Source organism: Pedobacter sp. B4419 (assembly GCF_059693725.1).
The window spans coordinates 2103259-2124268 of record NZ_JCASSL010000001.1; the positions used below are offsets into that span (position 1 = coordinate 2103259).

At 40.6% G+C, this 21010-nt stretch carries 16 protein-coding genes; 3 read left to right on the forward strand and 13 right to left on the reverse strand.

Features of this window, described 5'->3' with window-relative positions:
- Positions 1–8: 8 nt before the first annotated feature.
- From trxB to AC570H_RS08780, 6 genes are all read right to left on the reverse strand, one after another.
- The gene (gene trxB / locus AC570H_RS08755) at positions 9–977 is read right to left on the reverse strand and encodes a thioredoxin-disulfide reductase (RefSeq protein ID WP_497353771.1); all 969 of its coding nucleotides are present in this window, start codon (positions 975–977) and stop codon (positions 9–11) included.
- 568 nt (positions 978–1545) lie between these two features.
- Positions 1546–2277, reverse strand: a complete 732-nt coding sequence (locus AC570H_RS08760; protein WP_497353773.1) for a helix-turn-helix domain-containing protein — start codon at positions 2275–2277, stop codon at positions 1546–1548.
- A gap of 320 nt (positions 2278–2597) precedes the next feature.
- On the reverse strand, positions 2598–3755 hold the full coding sequence (locus AC570H_RS08765) for a dipeptidase (protein ID WP_497353775.1): 1158 nt from the start codon (positions 3753–3755) through the stop codon (positions 2598–2600).
- A 3-nt stretch (positions 3756–3758) separates the two neighbouring features.
- Positions 3759–4373 (reverse strand): toxin-antitoxin system YwqK family antitoxin, encoded by a 615-nt coding sequence (locus AC570H_RS08770; protein WP_497353777.1) that lies wholly within the window; start codon positions 4371–4373, stop codon positions 3759–3761.
- A gap of 23 nt (positions 4374–4396) precedes the next feature.
- Complete coding sequence (locus tag AC570H_RS08775) at positions 4397–4975, reverse strand: toxin-antitoxin system YwqK family antitoxin (RefSeq protein WP_497353779.1); 579 nt, start codon at positions 4973–4975, stop codon at positions 4397–4399.
- A gap of 23 nt (positions 4976–4998) precedes the next feature.
- Positions 4999–6627, reverse strand: coding sequence for an acyl-CoA carboxylase subunit beta (locus AC570H_RS08780; protein WP_497353781.1), 1629 nt, complete (start codon positions 6625–6627; stop codon positions 4999–5001).
- Positions 6628–6794: 167 nt separating this feature from the next.
- On the opposite strand from AC570H_RS08780, the gene AC570H_RS08785 reads away from it, so the two are divergent.
- Positions 6795–7508 carry a hypothetical protein gene (locus tag AC570H_RS08785; protein WP_497353783.1) on the forward strand — a complete coding sequence of 238 codons (714 nt, stop codon included), beginning with the start codon at positions 6795–6797 and terminating at the stop codon, positions 7506–7508.
- A 129-nt stretch (positions 7509–7637) separates the two neighbouring features.
- Here the strand turns inward: AC570H_RS08785 and AC570H_RS08790 are convergent, their stop codons facing one another.
- The 7 genes from AC570H_RS08790 to guaB all read right to left on the reverse strand — a co-directional run bounded on the left by AC570H_RS08790 (position 7638) and on the right by guaB (position 16927).
- Complete coding sequence (locus AC570H_RS08790) at positions 7638–8222, reverse strand: LOG family protein (RefSeq protein ID WP_497353785.1); 585 nt, start codon at positions 8220–8222, stop codon at positions 7638–7640.
- 115 nt (positions 8223–8337) lie between these two features.
- Positions 8338–11268: a TonB-dependent receptor gene (locus AC570H_RS08795; protein ID WP_497353787.1), complete on the reverse strand. Its 2931-nt coding sequence runs from the start codon at positions 11266–11268 to the stop codon at positions 8338–8340.
- A 178-nt stretch (positions 11269–11446) separates the two neighbouring features.
- A complete protein-coding gene (locus AC570H_RS08800; RefSeq protein WP_497353789.1) occupies positions 11447–12277 on the reverse strand; it encodes a helix-turn-helix domain-containing protein in 831 nt (276 codons plus the stop codon).
- 98 nt (positions 12278–12375) lie between these two features.
- On the reverse strand, positions 12376–13278 hold the full coding sequence (locus AC570H_RS08805; protein ID WP_497353791.1) for a hypothetical protein: 903 nt from the start codon (positions 13276–13278) through the stop codon (positions 12376–12378).
- Between the two features lie 97 nt (positions 13279–13375).
- A complete protein-coding gene (locus AC570H_RS08810) occupies positions 13376–14161 on the reverse strand; it encodes a M12 family metallopeptidase (RefSeq protein WP_497353793.1) in 786 nt (261 codons plus the stop codon).
- 68 nt (positions 14162–14229) lie between these two features.
- On the reverse strand, positions 14230–15024 hold the full coding sequence (locus AC570H_RS08815) for a M12 family metallopeptidase (protein ID WP_497353795.1): 795 nt from the start codon (positions 15022–15024) through the stop codon (positions 14230–14232).
- A 433-nt stretch (positions 15025–15457) separates the two neighbouring features.
- Entirely contained in the window at positions 15458–16927 is a 1470-nt protein-coding gene (gene guaB / locus AC570H_RS08820; RefSeq protein WP_497353797.1) for an IMP dehydrogenase, read from the reverse strand.
- Positions 16928–17053: 126 nt separating this feature from the next.
- Between guaB and AC570H_RS08825 the strand changes: the two genes are divergently transcribed.
- The gene (locus AC570H_RS08825; RefSeq protein ID WP_497353799.1) at positions 17054–18889 is read left to right on the forward strand and encodes an outer membrane protein assembly factor BamB family protein; all 1836 of its coding nucleotides are present in this window, start codon (positions 17054–17056) and stop codon (positions 18887–18889) included.
- Positions 18890–18958: 69 nt separating this feature from the next.
- A complete protein-coding gene (locus tag AC570H_RS08830; RefSeq protein ID WP_497353801.1) occupies positions 18959–20944 on the forward strand; it encodes a DUF3858 domain-containing protein in 1986 nt (661 codons plus the stop codon).
- The last annotated feature ends 66 nt before the right edge of the window (positions 20945–21010 follow it).

Sequence of the window (21010 nt, forward strand, 5' to 3'; positions counted from 1 at the left end):
TTTAATAATTAAGCGGTTAGCTTTACCAAATCGCCTTTGGCTGCCAAATAACGCTCGGCATCTAAAGCGGCCATACAGCCAGAGCCCGCAGCGGTTACTGCCTGACGGTAGTAATGATCTTGTACATCTCCACAGGCAAATACACCTTCTATATTGGTTTTTGTAGTGCCTGGAATGGTGTGCAAATAACCGGTTTCATCCATATCTAACCAACCTTTAAAAATATCCGTATTAGGTTTGTGGCCAATGGCTACAAAGAAACCTTCTACTGGTAAAATTTTTGATTCTTTGGTTTGGTGGTTAAATACATTCACCCCTGTTACGTTTTTGCCATTACCCACTATCTCAGTGGTTTCTGTATTGTAGATCACTTCGATGTTTGGGGTATTCAATACGCGATGAACCATGGCTTTCGAAGCCCTAAATTCGTCTCTACGAACCAACATGTATACTTTATTACAAAGCTTGGCTAGATAAGTGGCTTCTTCGGCAGCCGTATCTCCGGCTCCAACAATGGCTACGTCCTGGCCTTTGAAGAAAAAGCCATCACATACAGCGCAGGCAGAAACACCGAAGCCGTTATATTGTTGTTCGCTTGGCAAGCCTAACCATTTGGCTTTGGCACCAGTAGCGATAATTACTGTATCTGCAGTAATTGTTTTAGCTTCATCAACCACAACCTTATGTGGCATGGCCGAGAAATCAACAGAACTCACATAGCCGAAACGGATCTGTGTGCCAAATCGTTCTGCCTGTTTTCTAAAATCTTCCATCATTTCTGGACCCATAATTCCGTTTGGATAACCTGGAAAGTTATCTACATCGGTTGTTTGGGTCAGCTGACCACCCATTTCCATGCCTGTATACATTACTGGGCTCAGGTCTGCACGAGCAGCATAAATGGCAGCGGTGTAACCTGCCGGGCCCGAGCCTATAATTAGACATTTTACGTGTTCTATTTCTTGTTCTTGAGACATTATGATTAAAATTTATACAAAAATACGGTTTAAGTTTCGATAGACAAAACCTGCCCTAAAATGTGAAAATAAGATGGGAAATATATCGGTTTTGACTATATCAGTATAAGGAATTTTGATAACAATAGCTCAACCCATGTTAGCAACTGTGTTTTATTTTTTTTTCCGCTTTTGGCAATTCTTGCCAAGTATAATTTTTACATCGTTTGAAATATCGATAAATACTGTACGGGCGGACCAATTGCTGGGTTTAGTATCACGTTTTTTACAGCCTACGAGATACTGAGATTTAGGTACAAATTCAAACTCGTTATCCCCTTAACCGAGTCGCTGGTAGCCTGCCCATCAATGTAAAGGTTTAACGTTTTTGAATCAAATGCCAATCATTTGTAGTATCGTCTACCTGGGCATTTACATTTAGAAACAAAAGATTAAGTCCGATAAATAAAAATACTTTTCTCATTTTTTAAATTTTTAAATTGTTAAATAATGAGTATAAATGTCTGGAATACTCTTACTTTAAAGGCTTTAATTTATAAAGTAGAAGTTTGATGCTATAATATAGACCTCATTTTGAATATGATTTCTGATAGGCCGCGGGGGTTAGGCCTGTTATTTTTTTAAACGCGGTAAAGAAGGTTGATTTTGAGTTAAAACCACTATCATAGCCTAAACTCTCGATGGTATAGTTTTTCTCGGTTTCCAATAGCTTCTTTGCTTTTTCAATTCTATATTCTTTAATGAGGTTTGAGAAAGATTTGCCCAATACTTCGTTTACATATTGAGATAATATATGTTTTGTTACTTTCAGCTCTTTTGCAGCCTCATGAAGCGTGAAGTTCGGATTAAGAAAGAGTTCTTTTTCAATGATGATATTCAGTTTTTGGCAGATGATATCTAGCGTTGTTTGGTCAATTTCTTTGTTTTTATATTTTTCCTTTTCTTTAAAAAAAGAGGTTTCACTGCTGTTTCCAAAAATCAAAAGCAATACGATTACGTATAAAATAAATGTAAACGACAAGGCTCCAACTATATAAGATGTATAAGCTGAGGTAACATAGGCCAGCCATATTGATGCGACCCCTAAATAGATGCTCAGCAACCATATATCAATTTTGCCTAACCTTTCTTTCTCCTTAAATTTTTGAATGATAGGCTGAATATATTTAAAAGCCAAAATAATGTAAATAAACCATTGGGCATGTATTGCTTTGATGATCCATGTTCTCCAAACTAGACGATATTCAACATAGGGATAAAAAAGACCTATAATGGTTATTGCTGTGATGTAAGGTATCACATGCTTTGTCCAATTAGGTTTTTCATCTTCTCTGTACGATTTCAGGTATAAAAAAAGAAATGGTCCAATCAGTACACAAGCAGAGAGCCCAACCTGTATAAAAACATTGGATAATTGCGGACTGAAATACAAAAATACTGATTTAATAATCCTGATACTGAGAACCAGTAGCAAAAGGGATAAAAAATAGTTTGCAAAAGTTTTCTTTCTTGCATGTATGGCAAAATATATTGAAAGTAAAAAACCATTAAAAGCACCTAAAGCACTAAAAAAGAAAAGCAACTGATTTGATCCTTCCATTATTTCATTAAATTCATAGGTTAACGGCCGTTGGCTTTAAGCAGTCTGACAAAATTGCCACCCAGTATCTTGTCAATTGCTTCTTTTTTATAGCCTCGCTTAATCAGCGCAGCAGTAATTTTTGGATAATCGGCCACTCCATCAATGCCCAAAGGGAAAGATTCGGCACCATCAAAATCTGCACCCAGGCCAACATGGTCTACACCAATCATTTTAACGATATAATCGATATGATCAACCAACAGCTCAACAGAAGGCCTTGTGGCATCGGCATCTGCCCTGTGTTTGGCAATAAGGGTATCAATTGCATTGCTACGGCCATATTTGCTGCCTAGGGTTTTGAGTTCATCGTTATACTTTGCAAAAAAACGCTTTTGCTTCGCATCGTAAGTCGAATCCAAAAAACCGCTATAAAAATTGAGCGAAATTACGCCCCCATTTTTGCCTACAGCTTTGATTTGTTCGTCTTTTAGGTTGCGTGAAACCGGATTAAGGGCATATACGCAACTGTGCGATACCAATATTGGCTTCTTTGAAGTTTGAATGGCATCAAAAAATGTTTTTTCGCCTACGTGCGACAAGTCGACCAATACACCCAATTCATTCAATCTTTGTACTACTTTTCTGCCCAATTCGTTTAATCCGGCATTGGCAGGTTTAACTTTGCCGGAGGTTTCCTCTGCTGCCGAGCTGGCCCAAGACGTACTGTTGTTCCAGGTTAGCGTGAGGTAAATCATCCCTCTTTTGGCCAGTGCATCTAATTTCGCCAGGTCGTTTTCGATCATGTGACCGCCCTCTACACCAATCATAGCGGCCAGCTTTTTGTCTTTAACAGCTTGCGTGAGTTCATTTGCGTTTTTTACCAAGGCGATTTGTTGTGGGTAACGTTGAATGAGTCTATACAAAGAATCTATTTCGCGATTGGCCAAATCAAAGCCTCCTGTTTCATCGCACCAAATAGAAAAGACCTGCACATCCAATCCGCCTTTTCTAGCTCTAACCAAGTCAAAATTACCTGTAGCCTGTAGCTTGCCGATATCAATGCCTGATTTGATCTGGTTAAAGAGGATATCGCCATGGGTATCAACTACTATGGCTTGTTGGTGGATGGTTGCAGGTGCTTGGGCAAAGCCTTTAGTTACGTAAAGCGAAAGCAATAGGGCGACAAATATTTTCATTAACTAGTTCTTTATATTTTGTTTTCCTTTTTGACGTTTGATATCTTCGCTTGACTTGAGTACATCTTTTTCATAAATATATCTTTTGGTTCCTTTTTCGGCAATCCATTCGCCTTCCTTCTCACCCATTACATAATTCCCTTTTAAAATGATATTTCCAAGCCTATCAAGCGTTTTAAACTCGCCATTTAGCTTGCCGTCTTTGTAGTTCTGTTCGTTCAGAATGTTTCCATCTGGATAATATAGCACCCATTTTCCCTGTTCCAGGCCATCAACAAATGAACCTTCCTGGTATTTGAACCTGGTTTTGTTTTTCAGCTTAAAATTTTCTTTGCCCAATAAGTTAAAATAGTTCAGATCCATGTAGAACACAAATTGGCCATGCGGAATACTCAAAACCTCATCTTTATACGTACCGGTTTGCGTAAGGTTGTCGTAGAGGTCATACCTCTTGAGCACCCACAAATCTTCGGTACTTAATTTCCCGTAAACACCATAAGATGTGGCTTTAGAAGCATCTCTTGTTACTTCATCGCCTATAAAGTACACGGGCTTCATTTGAGCCTGCGCTGTAAGCCCAATTATGCCTACAATAAAAAAGAGCAGATATTTTTTCATTTCAACTATTTTTTTGAGCTGAATTATGGTTGTTTATTAATCGCTGTTAATATTCCCGATGCATAGGTTTCCTTTTTGCCTTCCAAATACTTCCATTCACCTTCCTTGAGGTCCAATGCATATTGTCCGGCCACCAATAGCTTTCCCCTTCGGTTAAACAGCTTGTATTCTCCATGTTTCAAGCCAGAAACATAGGGCTGAATGCTTCTGATTTTTCCATCGGGAAAGAATTCGATCCATCTGCCATTTTTTTTGCCATTTACATATTGGCCTTGCTCAGACAAGAAGCGATCGGTTTGCTTTAGGTAAAAATTCTCATCGTTGTCATAGTTGAAACGATCAACGGAGCTGTAATATAAAAATTTGCCTGTGGGAACTTCCAACAAAGAATCTGCATAAAAGCCAACCTGTACCAGGTTATCATAAAGGTCGTACAATTTTAAGGTCCATACGCTATCTGTACTTACTTTACCAAAAACGCCATAATAAGTTGCGCTATCCTTATTGGTAGTGAGCTTGTCGTCAATAAAATATACTGGACGCACTTGCGCTCCGGCTGCCAGAGAGGCAAGCAGTAAAAGGGAGAATAGGACATTTTTCATTTGCAAAAGCAATATACGAAAAATCAGGTTTGGATAACACCAACATTAAAAGCTTTTTTTATGGGCGATTGATTGGCGGCTTCGATACCCATCGAAATCACCTTTCGGGTTTCTAAAGGATCGATTACTCCATCCACCCAAAGCCTTGAAGCCGCATAATAAGGTGTTGTTTGACTATTGTAGCGATCTGTAATCTGATTGAGCAGTTCGTTTTCTTTTTCTGGATCTGATACTTCTTCCTTGGCTTTGGAAGAGGCCTGTTGAATTTGTAGCAATACCTTGGCCGCCTGCGCGCCACCCATTACCGCAATTTTTGCACTCGGCCAGGCATAAATCAATCGAGGATCGTAGGCCTTGCCACACATGGCATAATTGCCTGCGCCATAAGAGTTGCCTATTACAATGGTAAATTTGGGTACTACCGAATTGGCTACTGCATTTACCATTTTCGCGCCATCTTTGATGATTCCTCCTTGCTCAGACCTGCTGCCAACCATAAAACCGGTTACGTCCTGCAAAAACACCAATGGTATTTTCTTTTGGTTACAGTTCATGATAAAGCGCGTAGCCTTGTCGGCACTGTCGGAATAGATTACCCCGCCAAACTGCATTTCGCCTTTTTTAGATTTGACCACATTACGCTGATTGGCTACAATGCCCACAGCCCAGCCATCAACCCTGCCCAATCCACACACAATGCTTTGGCCATATAAGGCTTTATATTCTTCAAATTCAGAATTATCTACCAAACGGTGGATGATATCCCTCATTTCGTAAGGTTTCTCCCTGTTATCTGGCAAAATGCCATAAATTTCCTGTTCGTCGAGCTTTGGCATCGCTGGTTTTATCCTGTCGAAGCCTGCATTTTGGGGAGCCCCCAACATACTCATGATCTTGCGGATGCTATCTAAACAAGCCTGATCGTTCGGATGTTTATAATCGGTAACACCCGAAATCTCACAATGCGTGGTAGCCCCGCCCAAAGTCTCATTATCTACGCTTTCGCCAATGGCCGATTTTACTAAATAAGAACCAGCCAAAAATACGGAACCTGTTCCTTCCACGATCATCGCTTCATCACTCATGATCGGCAAATAGGCGCCTCCGGCAACACACGAACCCATGATTGCCGAGATTTGGACAATTCCTTCTGAGGACATGATGGCATTGTTTCTGAATATCCTGCCGAAATGTTCCTTGTCTGGAAAAATCTCATCCTGCATAGGCAAATAAACTCCGGCACTGTCTACCAAATAGATGATGGGCAAACGGTTTTCCATGGCGATTTCCTGCGCCCGTAAATTCTTTTTGGCCGTCATCGGAAACCATGCGCCAGCTTTTACGGTAGCATCATTGGCCACAATCATGCACTGTCTGCCCGAAACATAGCCAATACCAACCACAACACCTGCGCTTGGACAACCACCCTCGTTAACATACATCCCATCGGCAGCAAAAGCAGCAAGCTCTAAAAACTCGCTCTCCTTATCGATAAGGTACTTAATGCGCTCTCTTGCCAGCATCTTGCCCTTTTCCTTTTGCTTTTGGGCATTTTTCTCTCCCCCACCACTATATATCTTTTTTAGCCTGGTTTTCAAATCGTAAACCAATTGCTTATTTCCGTCTTCGTTTTTATTGAATTCTATGTCCATCTGTGTTGTTTATTTATTTGGCAGGTGGAGCCTGGGCTAAATGATTTTTAACCATACCGGTCCACGCGAGCAAGTTAACCGATATATTCTTAAAACTAAAACCCTGTTTGGTATTTAGTTTAAGAGGCGGTGCATGCTAAATTAACTTTTTTAACGTTTGAATAGAGATGCGCTACCTAATCCTTATTTTATGCTTTTGTTGCCTGCAGTTTGCCCATGCACAGAACTTCAGCTATCCTAAACTAGCTGTACAGGGTAAATCTGTAAGTGCATTTGTTCCCAACAACTGGAAGGCTATCGATACAGCCTATGGCGACCTGAACAATGATTTAGTGGACGACATGGTGCTGGTACTCGAATATAACCATGCCATTACCGAAAAAAGGGCTTATGGCGATAGTGAAACAGAGCTGATCAAAGAGTTTCAAAAACCCCGAATTTTGGCCGTATTTTTTAAGAATAAGCGGCTAGGGAATTATCAATTGGCTTTACAAAACAATAATTTTATGCTTCGGTCTGAAGAAGGTGGAGCCTTAGGCGAGCCGTTTAAAGAACTGGGCATCAAAAACAATACTTTAAATCTTTTATTTGAAGGTGGCGGAGATTGGCGCTGGAAACTAGCCTACGAGTTTAAGTATCAAAATAAGCAATGGGCACTTGTGAAGGCAAACAACACTTATTATAACGTTACTTCTGGCGAAATGAGTGATAAAACCTATGATTTTATAGACCGCCGATTAAAGCAGGTTGATGGTAACCTGTTTGCCAGAAATGCGGCCAATCGAACCAGCGAAGAGATACTCTATTTTACAGAACTGCGTACCTTAAGCGATTTTAAAAAACCTTGGACCTGGGAAATTACCAAGGATAACTTTTTGTAGGATAAACTATCAGGATAGTGATTTATTAGCCTTCTCTATATTATTTTATCCAGTTTAACACCCCCGGTCTTTGACCACCCCCTAAAAGAGGGTAATAAGACACTCTATTCCCTCCTGCGGGAGGTATTCCTAAGTCAAATTGCGGTCTCTAAACCAAACCTCATCAGGCTTAGCCGAAAAGTTTTTCATTTTTTCTACCAAGGTAGCCGGATCTGTTTCATTAAAAACCAAATCCCTATTGGCTTGCTTTAAGAAACGGTTTTGAACCATTACATCCATTTGTAGAAATAGGTGATCATAAAATCCGCTTACATTCAGCACGCCTATCGGTTTGGCATGTAGCCCCAACTGCAGCCAGGTTAATACTTCAAAAAATTCTTCCAAAGTACCAAAACCTCCAGGCAGAATGATAAAGCCATCGCAAAGATCGGCCATTTTCTGTTTGCGCTGATGCATATTCTCGGTAATTATCATTTGGGTAAGTCCCTTATGTCCTACTTCCTTATCCATCAAAAACTGTGGAATAACGCCAATTACTTCGCCTTTATTTTCAAGCACCTTATTGGCAATAGCGCCCATAACCCCAACGCTCCCCCCGCCATAAACCAACGTAATTTGCTGACTAGCCAGTGTAAGCGCCAAGTCTTCTATTGCTTTTTGTAAGGTAGCATCACCATTAAAATTTGAACCACAATAAACGCAGATGGATTTCATATCTTTTATTTTGATGCAAAAATATGAAAATAGTCCATAGTCATGACCCATAGTTGATAGTTAATGGCAACTAGACTACGGATTCCAAACTATGGACTATCGCCTATGGCTAAAACTACTTCACCAACAAGCCGTCAAAAGTTACTGCTACGTAGTATAGAGCTCCCAAAGTTGGTCCGCCGGCATATTGCACGTAGTTTTTGTTGAAGATGTTGGTCCCTCCCAATTTAATGGTCGCTTTGTTTTGCGGAATGCGATAAGTAACCTGCGCATCAAATGTATTAAATGCGGGTACTTCGCCATTAACCAAAGGACTTTCCCACAAAAATTTCTCTTGCCATTTCCAAAGCAGGTTAAATCCAAAGTTCTTTACGATTTCCCTGTTGCCAAAAGAAATATTAGTGGCCCAATTTGGGGTATTGAAGCCAGTTACAAAAACATCTTTGTTTTTGTTTTCTGAAATGTCATTGTAATTCACGTTCCCGGCGATGGTAAACTGTTTGTAGAAATTATAGGTTACTCCTAACGAAGATCCATAGTTATTGTATTGGTTTTTGGCATTGGTATACACCCTATAGCGCGTTTGTTGCGTATTTCTGTTAGATTGTACCATGGCAATTACTGCTTCATCTGATCCGACCTTAACTTGCGAGGTTAAACCTGTGGCATAAGGCACTGCCACTTCTACCTGACCCAAAAATCCATTGTACTGATTAACATAGGCATCGATATCCAACACCAATTTATTTTCTAGCAGTACGCTTTTGTAACCAAATTCGAAAGAATTGATCCGCTCTGGCCTGGTAGGCGAAAGATTGGTGATTTCGAGCAGGCTTCTATTTTTCAATGCCGCTGCATTGGTCGTTAGTCCTCCAGCCACGTCTTTATTTACCGCCGCATTAAAATTATTGATCGAGTTTAACGTATAAGAATTGTCGAGGTAGTTTAATCCTTCGTTGATATATGACAAGCCGCCCACGCGCCTGATGTTTCCGTTATTTACGAACGAAATGGCTTCAAACAAGGCTGGGAAACGGTAGCCATTTTGGAAAGACACCCTAAAGTTATGCTTTTGGGCCACGGTATAAACCGCAGCCACCCTCGGATTAAGCTTAGCGGTAAATTCTGGGTTATAATCTATCCTCAGTGAACCAAAAAGCTTCAATTTCTCGTCGAACAAGGTTTTGGTTACCTGTGCAAAGGCACCAAACTTCTTATAATATACGTTATCTCCAAAACTTCCATCGGCCAAAGGCTTGTTTCTATCTGCAATTGGGCGCTTAAAGTCCACAAAGTTGTTTCCGTCTGGAATAACCTCGTAAATTCTCGCATCGGCACCCAGCAACAGATTGAATACTTTGGTTTTGTGCGATAAATCCAATTGTCCATCGGCATGATAGGTATGGCTTTTTTGACTTAGCCAAGCTCCTCCTGTTGCCGGCGCATCTCCGCCTACCACTGCCTTATGGTCCCAGTTATTAATGCCAATGATCGTATTTTTTAGCTGTTCGAAAGCTGGAGTTCCCGGAACTACCCTACTGGCATCTGCAGCTGTGCGACCAATGCGCAAAGCATCGGCCAAGGTTGATCCATTATTGAGTGCAGTTTGTAAGGCCGTTTTATATTTGGCGCCCCAAACACTATTAGTACCGCCACTGGTGATGTCGAGGTTATCAACCAAGGGCTTAATGTTATAAGAGTCGCCCGTGTTTTCTAAAGAAGCATAGGCTCTGATAAAGTAATTAGCTCCTTTAAGCTCCACTTTATGGTTTTGCACGATTACGTTATCCAACTGGATCTTGTTGCCACGTTGAAAAACACCGTCCATTTTACCAATGCGATAGCCATAAGAAAGCTCTGCATTATCGCCCAACCTGTAATGGAGCGAAGCATCAAATTTGAGGTTATCTACAGTAGGCTTTACTACATCCTTTTCCCAATAGCCGGTACGTCTTACAATGATACTCTGGTTGCCTGCATGCCCAGGAATGGTCAATCCCGTTAAGGTTACGGCATTGCTTCCACTATCATCGCCGTATTTGTTCCAGGCATCATAGGCTGGATTGTCATTATCGGCATTAAGTTCGGGAAAAGAGGGATTGGCCGTATTTAAATCATTGGGATTTTGATTGGTCCTGGTATCTGAGAGCCAATCGGTTCCTCTCAGGTAGCTGAAATTCACCTTGAAAGCGAATTTATTGTTAAAGGCTTTGGCATAACGCAAAGCTGTTTCGGTCAAATTGCTCAGTTCTCTGCCTGTTCCACCCACATGGTTAATGCCGGTTTTTTGATAAAAACTTAAGCCTTGGTATAAAAACGGACTTTTGGTTAGGAGATTAGCCATTCCATTAATAGCGTTCATGCCGTACAAAGCCGATGCCGCACCTGGCGTGATCTCAACGCTGGCGATATCGAGTTCTGTTGGACCAATGGCATTGCCCAGTGGTACCCCCAATGTAGCGGCCTGCATGTCAATTCCATCAACCAATTGCACAAAGCGAAAGTTGTTCGGAATATTAAATCCACGGGTATTGGGTACCTTAAAGGTAATGCTCGAAGTAGTCATCTGTACGCCTTTTACATTTTCTAGGGCATCGTAAAAACTAGGTGCCGGCGATTCGCGGATGGCCCGGATATCTAATTTTTCAATGGCTACCGGCGATTTTAAAATGCTTTCTTCTACCCTCGATGCCGTTACTACGACTTCTTTGCCCAAAAGCGTTTGGGTAACTAGCTCGATATTGAGTGCCGAATTAGGTCCGGATACTTCAAATTCCTGGGTTTCGAAGCCTACAGAAGAAAAAACCAGGGTAAACGGATACTTAGCCTTGGTTTTTAATACAAACTCACCTTTTGAGTCGGTGGCTATGCCATTCACAGTACCTTTAACCAGCACATTAATGCCCGCCAATGGCTGTTTGCTGTCTTTATCGATAATATGGCCGCTGATTTCGATAAAATTGTTGCCTTGCGCCCAGACGGCCGTTGACGAAAGGAAGAGGATAAAAATAAATGTAAACTTAAAAAGGGAGTACTTGTGTTTCATAAAGCTGAGGTGGTTTAAATTAATTCTTAAAATATATAATATCTATAGATTAAGTAGACAAATATATTTTAAAAAAAGCAACAACAAAATTTTATTCTGATTTTTAGATAAAAAATTGTTGTTGCCAAATAAGATTCCAAACAAAATCAATCAACAGCTACAAAAATTGCTGTTTTATTTAGGTGATGATCAGCCTTTGCTTAATTTCATTCGGAGTGCATGAAGTCTGTTTTTTCACAAACTGGTTAAAAGTGGCTGCACTATCAAAGTTCAACTGATAGGATATTTCCTTCTGCGAAAGCTTTCCATGGGCCAGCATTCGCTTAATTTCCAATAATAGCCTATCGTGTATCACCTGAAGTACGGTTTTTCCTGTTTTTTTCTTTACAATGGCATTGAGCTTTTTATAAGGAATTTCCAAAAATTCTTCATAGGCCTTGATGGCACGATTGGTTCTAAAGTTCTCTTCTAAAAAAGACGAGAACCTGCTAAATACCGCCGCATCTTCCGAAGAAAGCCTTTTCAGTTCGTCAACATCGCTATTTGCAAGCTTCAACAACAAAATAGAGAGGTAATGCAAAGATATTTGCCTGTTTCCTGGCAAGGAATAATCACTATGCTGATCAATGTTTAAAGCCAAGTCGTAAAACTCCCTGAACCGTTCGCTGTTCAGCTGTAATTGCCAAATATCGTTTAAAACATAAGGGTCGATAGCCAAAGTAGCCAAACAATCTATAGAAAACTTTAGGATCAAACCATTCGATTTTTTTGCCTCATCCATTAAATGTACCTGGTTGGGGTTAATCAAATAAATGGTATTAGAAGTGATTTCGTGTTTTTTAAAATCGATCAGTTGCTCGCCACCACCCTGCTCAAACAATATTAGCTCATAGTAATTATGACGATGCAGTATACCACAATCGCAGTTATTCAAATGATCAATTGTCTTGACAACAATTGCCACACCATCATTCGGTAGATGGTATAAGGGGATATTGATTTCGTCCATTAACAATTACAATAGAAAATGATTTGCATTCTTTTATTTAGCGCTAAATGCGCAGTCTATCCATCTAAAAGAGCTAACCAATATTAAAAACTATAAGGCTAAAAGCGATAGCTAAAACCTGCACCTGCACTGTAGCCAAATGATTTAACTTCATTCAGCTGTGTTTGTACAGAGGGACGCGACAGGTAATAAGCTTCATCTATACCTGTTAAAGCCTTAGCATAAATTGAACCAAAGTTGAGCGAAAGACCAAATTTTTGAGTTAGCCGATAGGCTACCTTCAATTGTCCGTATAGCGAAAACGCATCAGAACGATGCCTAAAACTCACAGGCTTTACAAATTCGTCGATCAGGTTCCAATTTGCCTTTGCTTTATAATCAAGCAAACTTGCAGCGAGCTCAAGATTAAAATTAAGCTTATGTACTTGTAAATCTACAGTGGTACCCAATATTATTCCTTGCCAATTGGTTTTATAGCTGCTGTTTAGCGATTGCTGTTCGGCCACGCCTGCCCTGCCCAACAAGTAAAGATTTTGCTTTTTGAGCTCATAGCCCAAAAATGGGCTTAGGCTAAAATTACGCAGCTTAAGCAAAGTATAGCCAACTGTGGCTTTAAGCGAAAGAGCTGTTCCCTTATTTGCGTCAAATAACTCCTGGTAGAATACGCCTTGCCTGTCATCCTGGCTATAATCGGTATCGGTTACACGCCCAGAGGCAATAGCCATGGCCGAAAAATCTATTCTGGCCACTATTTTATTGGTAATTCCATATTTCAGGTCTAGACCAAACTGTGCACCCCTAAGCTTTTCCCATTCCAGTTCCGATAATACATTGGGATTTTCTCCATCCTTGTTTCCGGCAATAGACCATTTCAAATTGGTTTGACTATAGGCAACATGAGATTCTACATAGAATTTTCCTTTAAGACTGTCTTGCGCCAAACAAGGTCTGGCAAGACAAAACAACAGTACAGCAACTCCAATCCGAGCATAGTTTTTCATAGGCAGTTAAACTCTAATATCATCAATAATAAAGATACCCGAAAAACCGCAGTAAGTTTACTGCAGTTTCCGGGACACTTGTACTAATTGTTTGTGATTATTTAGGATAAACCGCGGCAATAAATGTTTTATCGGTACTAGACAAAACTGTATTCCAACCTACAGAATAAGTACCAATTGTTAGTGCTTCTTCTACAGGATAGTGCATGATTGATGTAGGATCATAAGCACTATAATTGGTTTGGGCCGTGGTATAGCTGGCAAAAAGCTGCTGATCAACCTCGGCTTTGCTCCAACCCTGTGTGGCTGCATAATAATCGTAAACTTTTGGCTTATCCCATGGAATACTCACTAAAGGATGTTGATGCTCATGGATCATACCCAATGCATGGCCAAACTCATGAAGAACCACACGAGATATATCTGTGTTGCTAGAAGACGAAGTGAGTTGCAGATTCATAGTAGTTCGATTAGATGGAATCTGCTTGGCATAAGTTCCAAGATATGACCAATGGCCATCTCTGGCAAAACCTACTCTTATCGGTGCAGTTCTGTCGTTGGTTACAAATTCGAAATCAATGTTTGCGTATTGCTCCCATTCGCTAGCATATTGGATTACCTTGTTGCGAAGAGCCGCTGTTCCACCATTTAAGCTCACTTTTATTTTTGTGCCATTGGCCCATTGGTTAGCTTTAACGGTAGCACCTCTTGGCATCGTACCATCTGGTGTAAGCAAGGTACACATATCTATTTCATCTGCTCCCTGTAAACTTGATTGAACTTGAGGTTCTTGCGTTAACTCCTCTGCCTGTTTATCTTTTTTACAAGATGCCAGGACACCAATAACTGCAAAAAACAACATTAGCTTATTTATATTTCTCATTTTGGTAAGTTTTAGGTTAGTTAGGTTTTTATAGGTTGAAAATTTTAAACAAATAAGAAGCCATGCTATTATTTAGGATAAACTGAGGCAATAAATGTTTTATCGGTACTTGACAGTACTGTGTTGTTTCCAACAGAGTAAGTGCCAATGGTTAACTGCTCTGGAACAGAATAGTGCATGATTGAAAATTTATCATAGGCGCTATAATTGGTTTGGCCAGTACTGTATTTTGCGAATAGGTTGTTGTCAACTTGAGCTTTAGACCAATAGTTAGGCGCACCGGCATAGTAGGCATAAACTTTTGGTTTGTCCCATGGAATAGCAACCAATGGATGCTGATGCTCATGGATCATACCCAAGGCATGGCCAAACTCGTGAATGGTTGTACGGCTAAACTCCGAATCAGAAGTATTATCGTTAAACCAGCCAAAGTTCATGGTTGCCTGAGATGATGGAATAGAAAGGGCATCTTTACCGATGTAAGACCATGAACCGTCGTTTGCAAAAGTTACGCGAATAGGCGCAGTGTTATCGTTAGTTACGAATTCAAAATCGATGTTTGCATAAGTTTCCCATGTGGTTGCAAATTGGATTACTTTGTTGCGTACAAAAGATGTTCCTCCATTTAAGCTTACTTTAACTTTGGTTCCATTGGCCCACTGCTTTGTTTTAATGGTCGCGCCTCTTGGGCTTACGCCTTCAGGATAAAGTTCAGTACACATTTGGATGTCGGCAAATTCAGGTGCCATTGCGGTAGTTTTAACTTCTGGCGTTGGTTCTTCGCTCGCCTCCTTATCTTTCTTACAGGCAACAAATACAGCAACAAATGCCGTCAACATCATCATTGTTCTAAAGTTTTTCATAATTTTCGTTTTAAAGTTTTAGGGTTAGTTAAGTTTTTAGCGCATTAATTTGGTGATGGTCATCATTAGAATGCCTATTTCAAGCTAGAATAAAGCAAACAGAGGGATCCTCCTCAGGGTAATAGTTTGGTTTGCATGCATAAAATATAGAATTAGTAGTCAATACACAACTATGTTACACAAAACACAGCCACAATATTTGGTTATATCAAAACTAATGCTTAAAAAATCTTTTCTTTTAGTGATTTTATCCTTTTTATATTGAAAATCATCCAATCACTGTTTATGGCTATTTAGAAGCATTTTTTAGTACAAAACAAAATATACATTCGATAAATAAGCCAAAATCAATATTTTATATTTAAAAAATAAGCATAAAAAAAACGGAGCATTCATTGCTGATGCTCCGTCCTATTTGTATAGCGTATGCCTATTACCTGGTATAATTTGGCGCTTCTTTGGTAATGGTAATATCGTGTGGGTGACTTTCTCGCATACCCGCAGCCGTAATTTGAACGAACTGCGCTTCTTGCAGGGCTTCGATTGTAGCAGCACCGCAGTAGCCCATACTTGCGCGCAAGCCACCAACATACTGGTACATTACCTCGGCCAAAGTTCCTTTAAATGGAACGCGACCTACAATGCCTTCTGGTACGAGTTTTTTAATATCATCTTCTACATCTTGGAAATAACGGTCTTTTGAACCTTGTTCCATTGCCTCGATAGAACCCATACCACGGTACGACTTGAACTTACGGCCTTCGTAGATAATGGTTTCGCCAGGCGATTCTTCAACTCCTGCAAACAGCGAACCCGCCATCACTGTGCTCGCACCAGCTGCAATTGCTTTAGAAATATCGCCAGTGTGCTTAATGCCACCATCGGCGATAACCGGTACACCAGTTCCTTTTAAAGCCTTGGCACATTCGAATACCGCATAAAGCTGAGGTACACCTACTCCGGCAATAATCCTGGTGGTACAGATAGAACCCGGACCAATACCCACTTTTACAGCATCGGCACCTGCATCGGCTAGCGCCTTCGCGGCAGCTCCTGTTGCAATATTGCCGGCAATTACCTGCAAGTCTGGATATTTGGCCTTTACTTCTTTTAATTTATCAATAACTCCTTTAGAGTGGCCATGCGCAGTATCAATCGCAATTACATCAACACCAGCTTTTACCAGTGCATCAACACGCTGAATGGTATCTGCAGTAACCCCTACTGCGGCACCTACTCTTAAACGGCCTTTTTCGTCTTTACAAGCTGCTGGATAGTTTTTTACCTTCTGGATATCCTTAAAGGTAATCAGGCCACTTAAAAAACCTTCGCTATTCACAACCGGCAGTTTTTCGATTTTATAGTTTTGCAAAATCTCTTCAGCCTGCAACAATGTGGTACCTTCGGGTGCAACTATCAGGTTTTCTTTGGTCATTACCTGTGCAATCGGCTTGTTCATATCTTTTTGGAAACGCAAATCGCGATTGGTAATGATCCCCACCAATTTGTTATCGTTGCTTACTACAGGTATGCCACCAATTTTATGCTCTTTCATGATTTTAAAGGCATCGGCAACAATCGAGCTTTCAAGCAGGGTAACTGGATCTTGGATCATACCGCTTTCCGAACGCTTTACTTTGCGCACTTCGTCGGCTTGTCTTTCAATCGTCATATTTTTGTGCAACATGCCAAGTCCACCATTTTGAGCGATGGCAATAGCCAATGCAGCCTCTGTAACGGTATCCATAGCGGCCGAAACCAAAGGAACGTTCAGCTTGATCTTCTTCGTTAAAAAAGTGGATGTATTCACTTCACGGGGCAAAATTTCCGAATAAGACGGCACCAAAAGCACATCATCGTACGTTAAACCAGTTGCAATAAATTTTTGGGGGTCGAGTTGCATAGCAAATAAATTAAGAATTATTATTTGCCGGGCAAAGATACAATATAATCCAATAATATAAAAATATCATTACGTTTTGTGTAGCCGAAAAAGTTTGAGCATCTTTAATCACAAATCCCCATTCCGATGAAGAAGCTTATTTTTCTTACCCTTTTTTCTCTTTTTAGCCTCTCCCTTTTTGCGCAGCGCTTTAAATATGCTTTTGTATCCGACACGCACGTTGGCGCAACTACCGGCGAGGAAGACCTGAGAAGAACAGTGGCCGATATCAACAATCAGCCCGATATTGCTTTTACCGTAATTACTGGCGACATCACCGAGATGGGCACAAACGACGAACTCAAACTTGCCAAAAGCATTTTAGCCGAGCTGAAAAAGCCTTATTACATCATTCCGGGAAACCATGATACAGGCTGGTCTGAATCAGGCGGCGTCAGCTTTATCAAAGAATTTGGCGCCGATAAATTTACTTTCGACTATAACGGCTACCGCTTTATTGCCTGCGCTTCTGGGCCCTATGTACGCATGTCTGATGGCCATATTCCACGAGATGCGGTTGTTTGGCTAGATGGCGTACTCAAAAAAACACCTGCAAAAATGCCCATTGTTTTTTTGAACCATTACCCAATCGACAATAGCCTTGACAATTGGTACGAAGCCACCGATCGCTTAAAAAAGCACAACATCCAATACATCATCTGCGGACACGGACACAATAACCATCCTTACGATTTCGAAGGGATTCCTGGCACAATGGGGCGCTCTAATTTGAGGGCTAAAGATAGCATTGGTGGCTATAATATTGTGGAAATGGGCAAAGATTCGGTGTATTTCTCTGTTAAAAAACCACAAGAAAACCTATTGCCGGTTTGGAGAAAAATAGCATTGAAAACATTTGTAAACAACGACACCAAAAGCTATGAGCGTCCGAGTTTCGAGCTCAATAAAAAATATAGCCAGGTAAAAGCAAGCTGGACTTACCATTCGAGTGCCAATGTGGTAAATACGCCGGCTTACAGTGGCAATGTTGTTGTTTTTGGCAATAGCTTAGGCCTTGTTGAAGCGCTCAATGCACAAAACGGAAAAAAAATATGGTCTTTCCAAAGCAAAGGCGCCATCTATTCATCGGCAGCAATAGCCGAACAACTGGCCATTATTGGCTCGGGCGATGGCAACATTTATGCAATCAACCTCAACTCGGGTAAATTGGCCTGGAAGGCAAGCACTGCAAATGCGGTTCTGGGCTCGCCCATCGTTAGCCAAGGCAAAGTTTTTATTGGTGGCAGCGACCATAGCTTTAGGGCTTTCGACGTGAAAACCGGCAAGGAACTTTGGAAGTTTGAAGAAGTTGAAGGTGCAATTGTAGGCAAACCGCTTATTTACAGAAACCAACTGATTTTCGGTTCTTGGGGCCGTCATTTGTACGCATTAAATTTGGAAACCGGCAAATTGAACTGGAAATGGAACAACGGCAACGGCAATAGAATGTTTTCTCCGGCCATGGTTACACCGGTAGCCACCAATGGGATTGTATATATCGCAGCTCCCGATCGGTTTTTAACCGCGATTGATGCCACCAATGGTCAAACCTTATGGCGCAACAAGGAGGCTGGTGTTCGCGAATCCATCGGTCTTTCTGCAGACAGCACCCTAATTTATGGCAAAACCATGCAAGATCAGGTGATAGCTTATAAAACCCAAGCTACAGACCCTGGTGTTTTATGGCGATTGAACTTAGGCTTTGGCTACGAACACGCGCCATCGATGCTGATAGAGAAAGAAGGGAAAGTATTTTTTGGTACCAGAAATGGAGTAGTTTATGCTTTTGACCCTAAAAAGCAACAGAATTTATGGACCCATAAAATCGATAATTCGATGGTAAATACCGTAAATGTGATTAATGGGAAAAAGATCTTGGTAAGTACAATGGATGGCGTAGTTACGTTGCTACAGGAGCAATAACTAAATATTTCTTTGTTTTTTTTAAAACTTATGGAAATGTTCATATCATTGCATCAAGATAAATAAAACATGAAAATTAAAGCTCTCCTACTCCTATTAGGGATCACTGTATCCCATCTGGTTGGCTACGCCCAAAAAAAAGAATTCAAGTTCGGAAAAATCACCCCTGAAGATTTCAATGCCAAGGCACCCGGTGCCGATACCGCAGCAGCAGCCGTAAAACTGTTTGACGTAGGCAGTTGCTATTTTGAAGTATCCTCTGGCGGTGGTTTTGTCTATGTATATGAAAAACACGTACGTTATAAGATCCTCAATAAAAACGGCTACGATTTGGCCAACTACAAGATCGGTTTATACCGCAGCAGCAGCAATTCAAAAGAAACGCTCATGAATATGGATGCGGCAACCTATAATATGGTTGATGGCAAAATGGTAACCAGCAAACTCACCAAGGATGCAAAGTTTACCGAAGAACTGAATAAGAATTATACCTATAAAAAGTTTGCCCTGCCAAACGTAAAAGAAGGCTCTATCATTGAGTTTAAGTATACCATCAAGTCTGATTTTATCTTTAACCTGCGTGGCTGGAGCTTTCAGAGTGAAGTACCTACGCTTTACACGGAGTACAATGTTAAAATACCCGAATACTTGGTTTATAAAACCAATTTTAACGGCTACCTCAAAGTAAATCAAACCAAACACGAAAGCATCAATGCAAATTACGTAACCGGCCTCAGCTCATCGGCCATGTACGATCAGTATGTACTGGAAAATGTACCTGCATTAAAAGATGAAGCCTACATTACCACATTAGATGATTATAGGCCGTCAATCGATTTTGAATTGCAGATGACCCGTTTTCCTGGCGAAATGGTCAGAGATTACAACGGCACCTGGCCAAAGATTGTAAATGGCTTGGCGCAGGATGAAAATTTTGGCGGATTTGTAGGGAAAAACTCCTATGCCAAATCTGTTTTGCCAGGAATATTGAAAGGCGAAAAAGATACGCTAGCCATGACGAAACTCATTTTCGATTATGTAAAAAACAATCTTAAATGGAATGACGATTACAATATCTACACTACAGGCACTAATCCAAAGGCTGTTTTCGAGAAAAAATCGGGAAGCTCTGCCGATCTTAACCTGAGTTTACTGAGCCTGCTTAACGAAGCCAAAATCCAATCATATGCAGTTTTATTGAGCACTCGCGATAATGGTACACATCCGGGCTACCCGATTGTATCTAAATTCAATAACGTGATTGTTGCTACAGTGATCGACAATAAAAACGTATTGCTCGATGCCACCAACAAAGACCTGCCTTTGGGTATGATAGCCGACGACAACCTTAACCATCAAGGTTTTGCCATCGACCTTAAAAAGAATTTTGGGATATGGATTCCGACCGAAGCCAATGCCCCAAGCGAAAAAGTGTTTAACTACACCTTGGTACTCGATAAGGAAAACAAGCTGAAAGGAAAAGTGAGCCAATATGCCAGAGGCTATGCTGCCCTGCATTTAAGAGACAAATACAGAACTACCAATAACGAGACCGAATTTTTAAAAGACTTTAAAAAGAACAAAAACGGCCTCGAACTGGCAAATTACAAAATAGACAACCTTAACAACTTGGATGAACTTTTAACGGAATCTATGGACGTAACCATTGAGGACAACGTGGAGGAAGCCGGAAACCTGATTTACTTTACCCCTCTTTTGTACGAACGCACCAAAGAAAATATGTTCAAACATGAAGAACGTCTTTTCCCGGTTGATTTTGCCTATCCAATGAAGGAAAACTATCGTATTACGGTAAGCTTTCCAGAAGATTATGAAGTAGATAAATTGCCAAAAAGCATCACCTATAAACTGCCAGACAATAAGGGGTCTTTTACCATGAGCTATTTTAGCGAAGGCAAGACCTTAATGGTAAAAAGCATGATCGATATTCCCCAATCTATTTATAGTCCTGAAGAATATTTTGACCTGAAAGAATTGTTTAAAGCCATCGTTCAGAAACAAGCAGAACAGATTGTCTTCAAAAAGAAAGCCTAATGAAACCGCCACGGTTTTATAATCACCTATAGAAATGATTAAAATCATGGCAGCTTCATCGTAGCT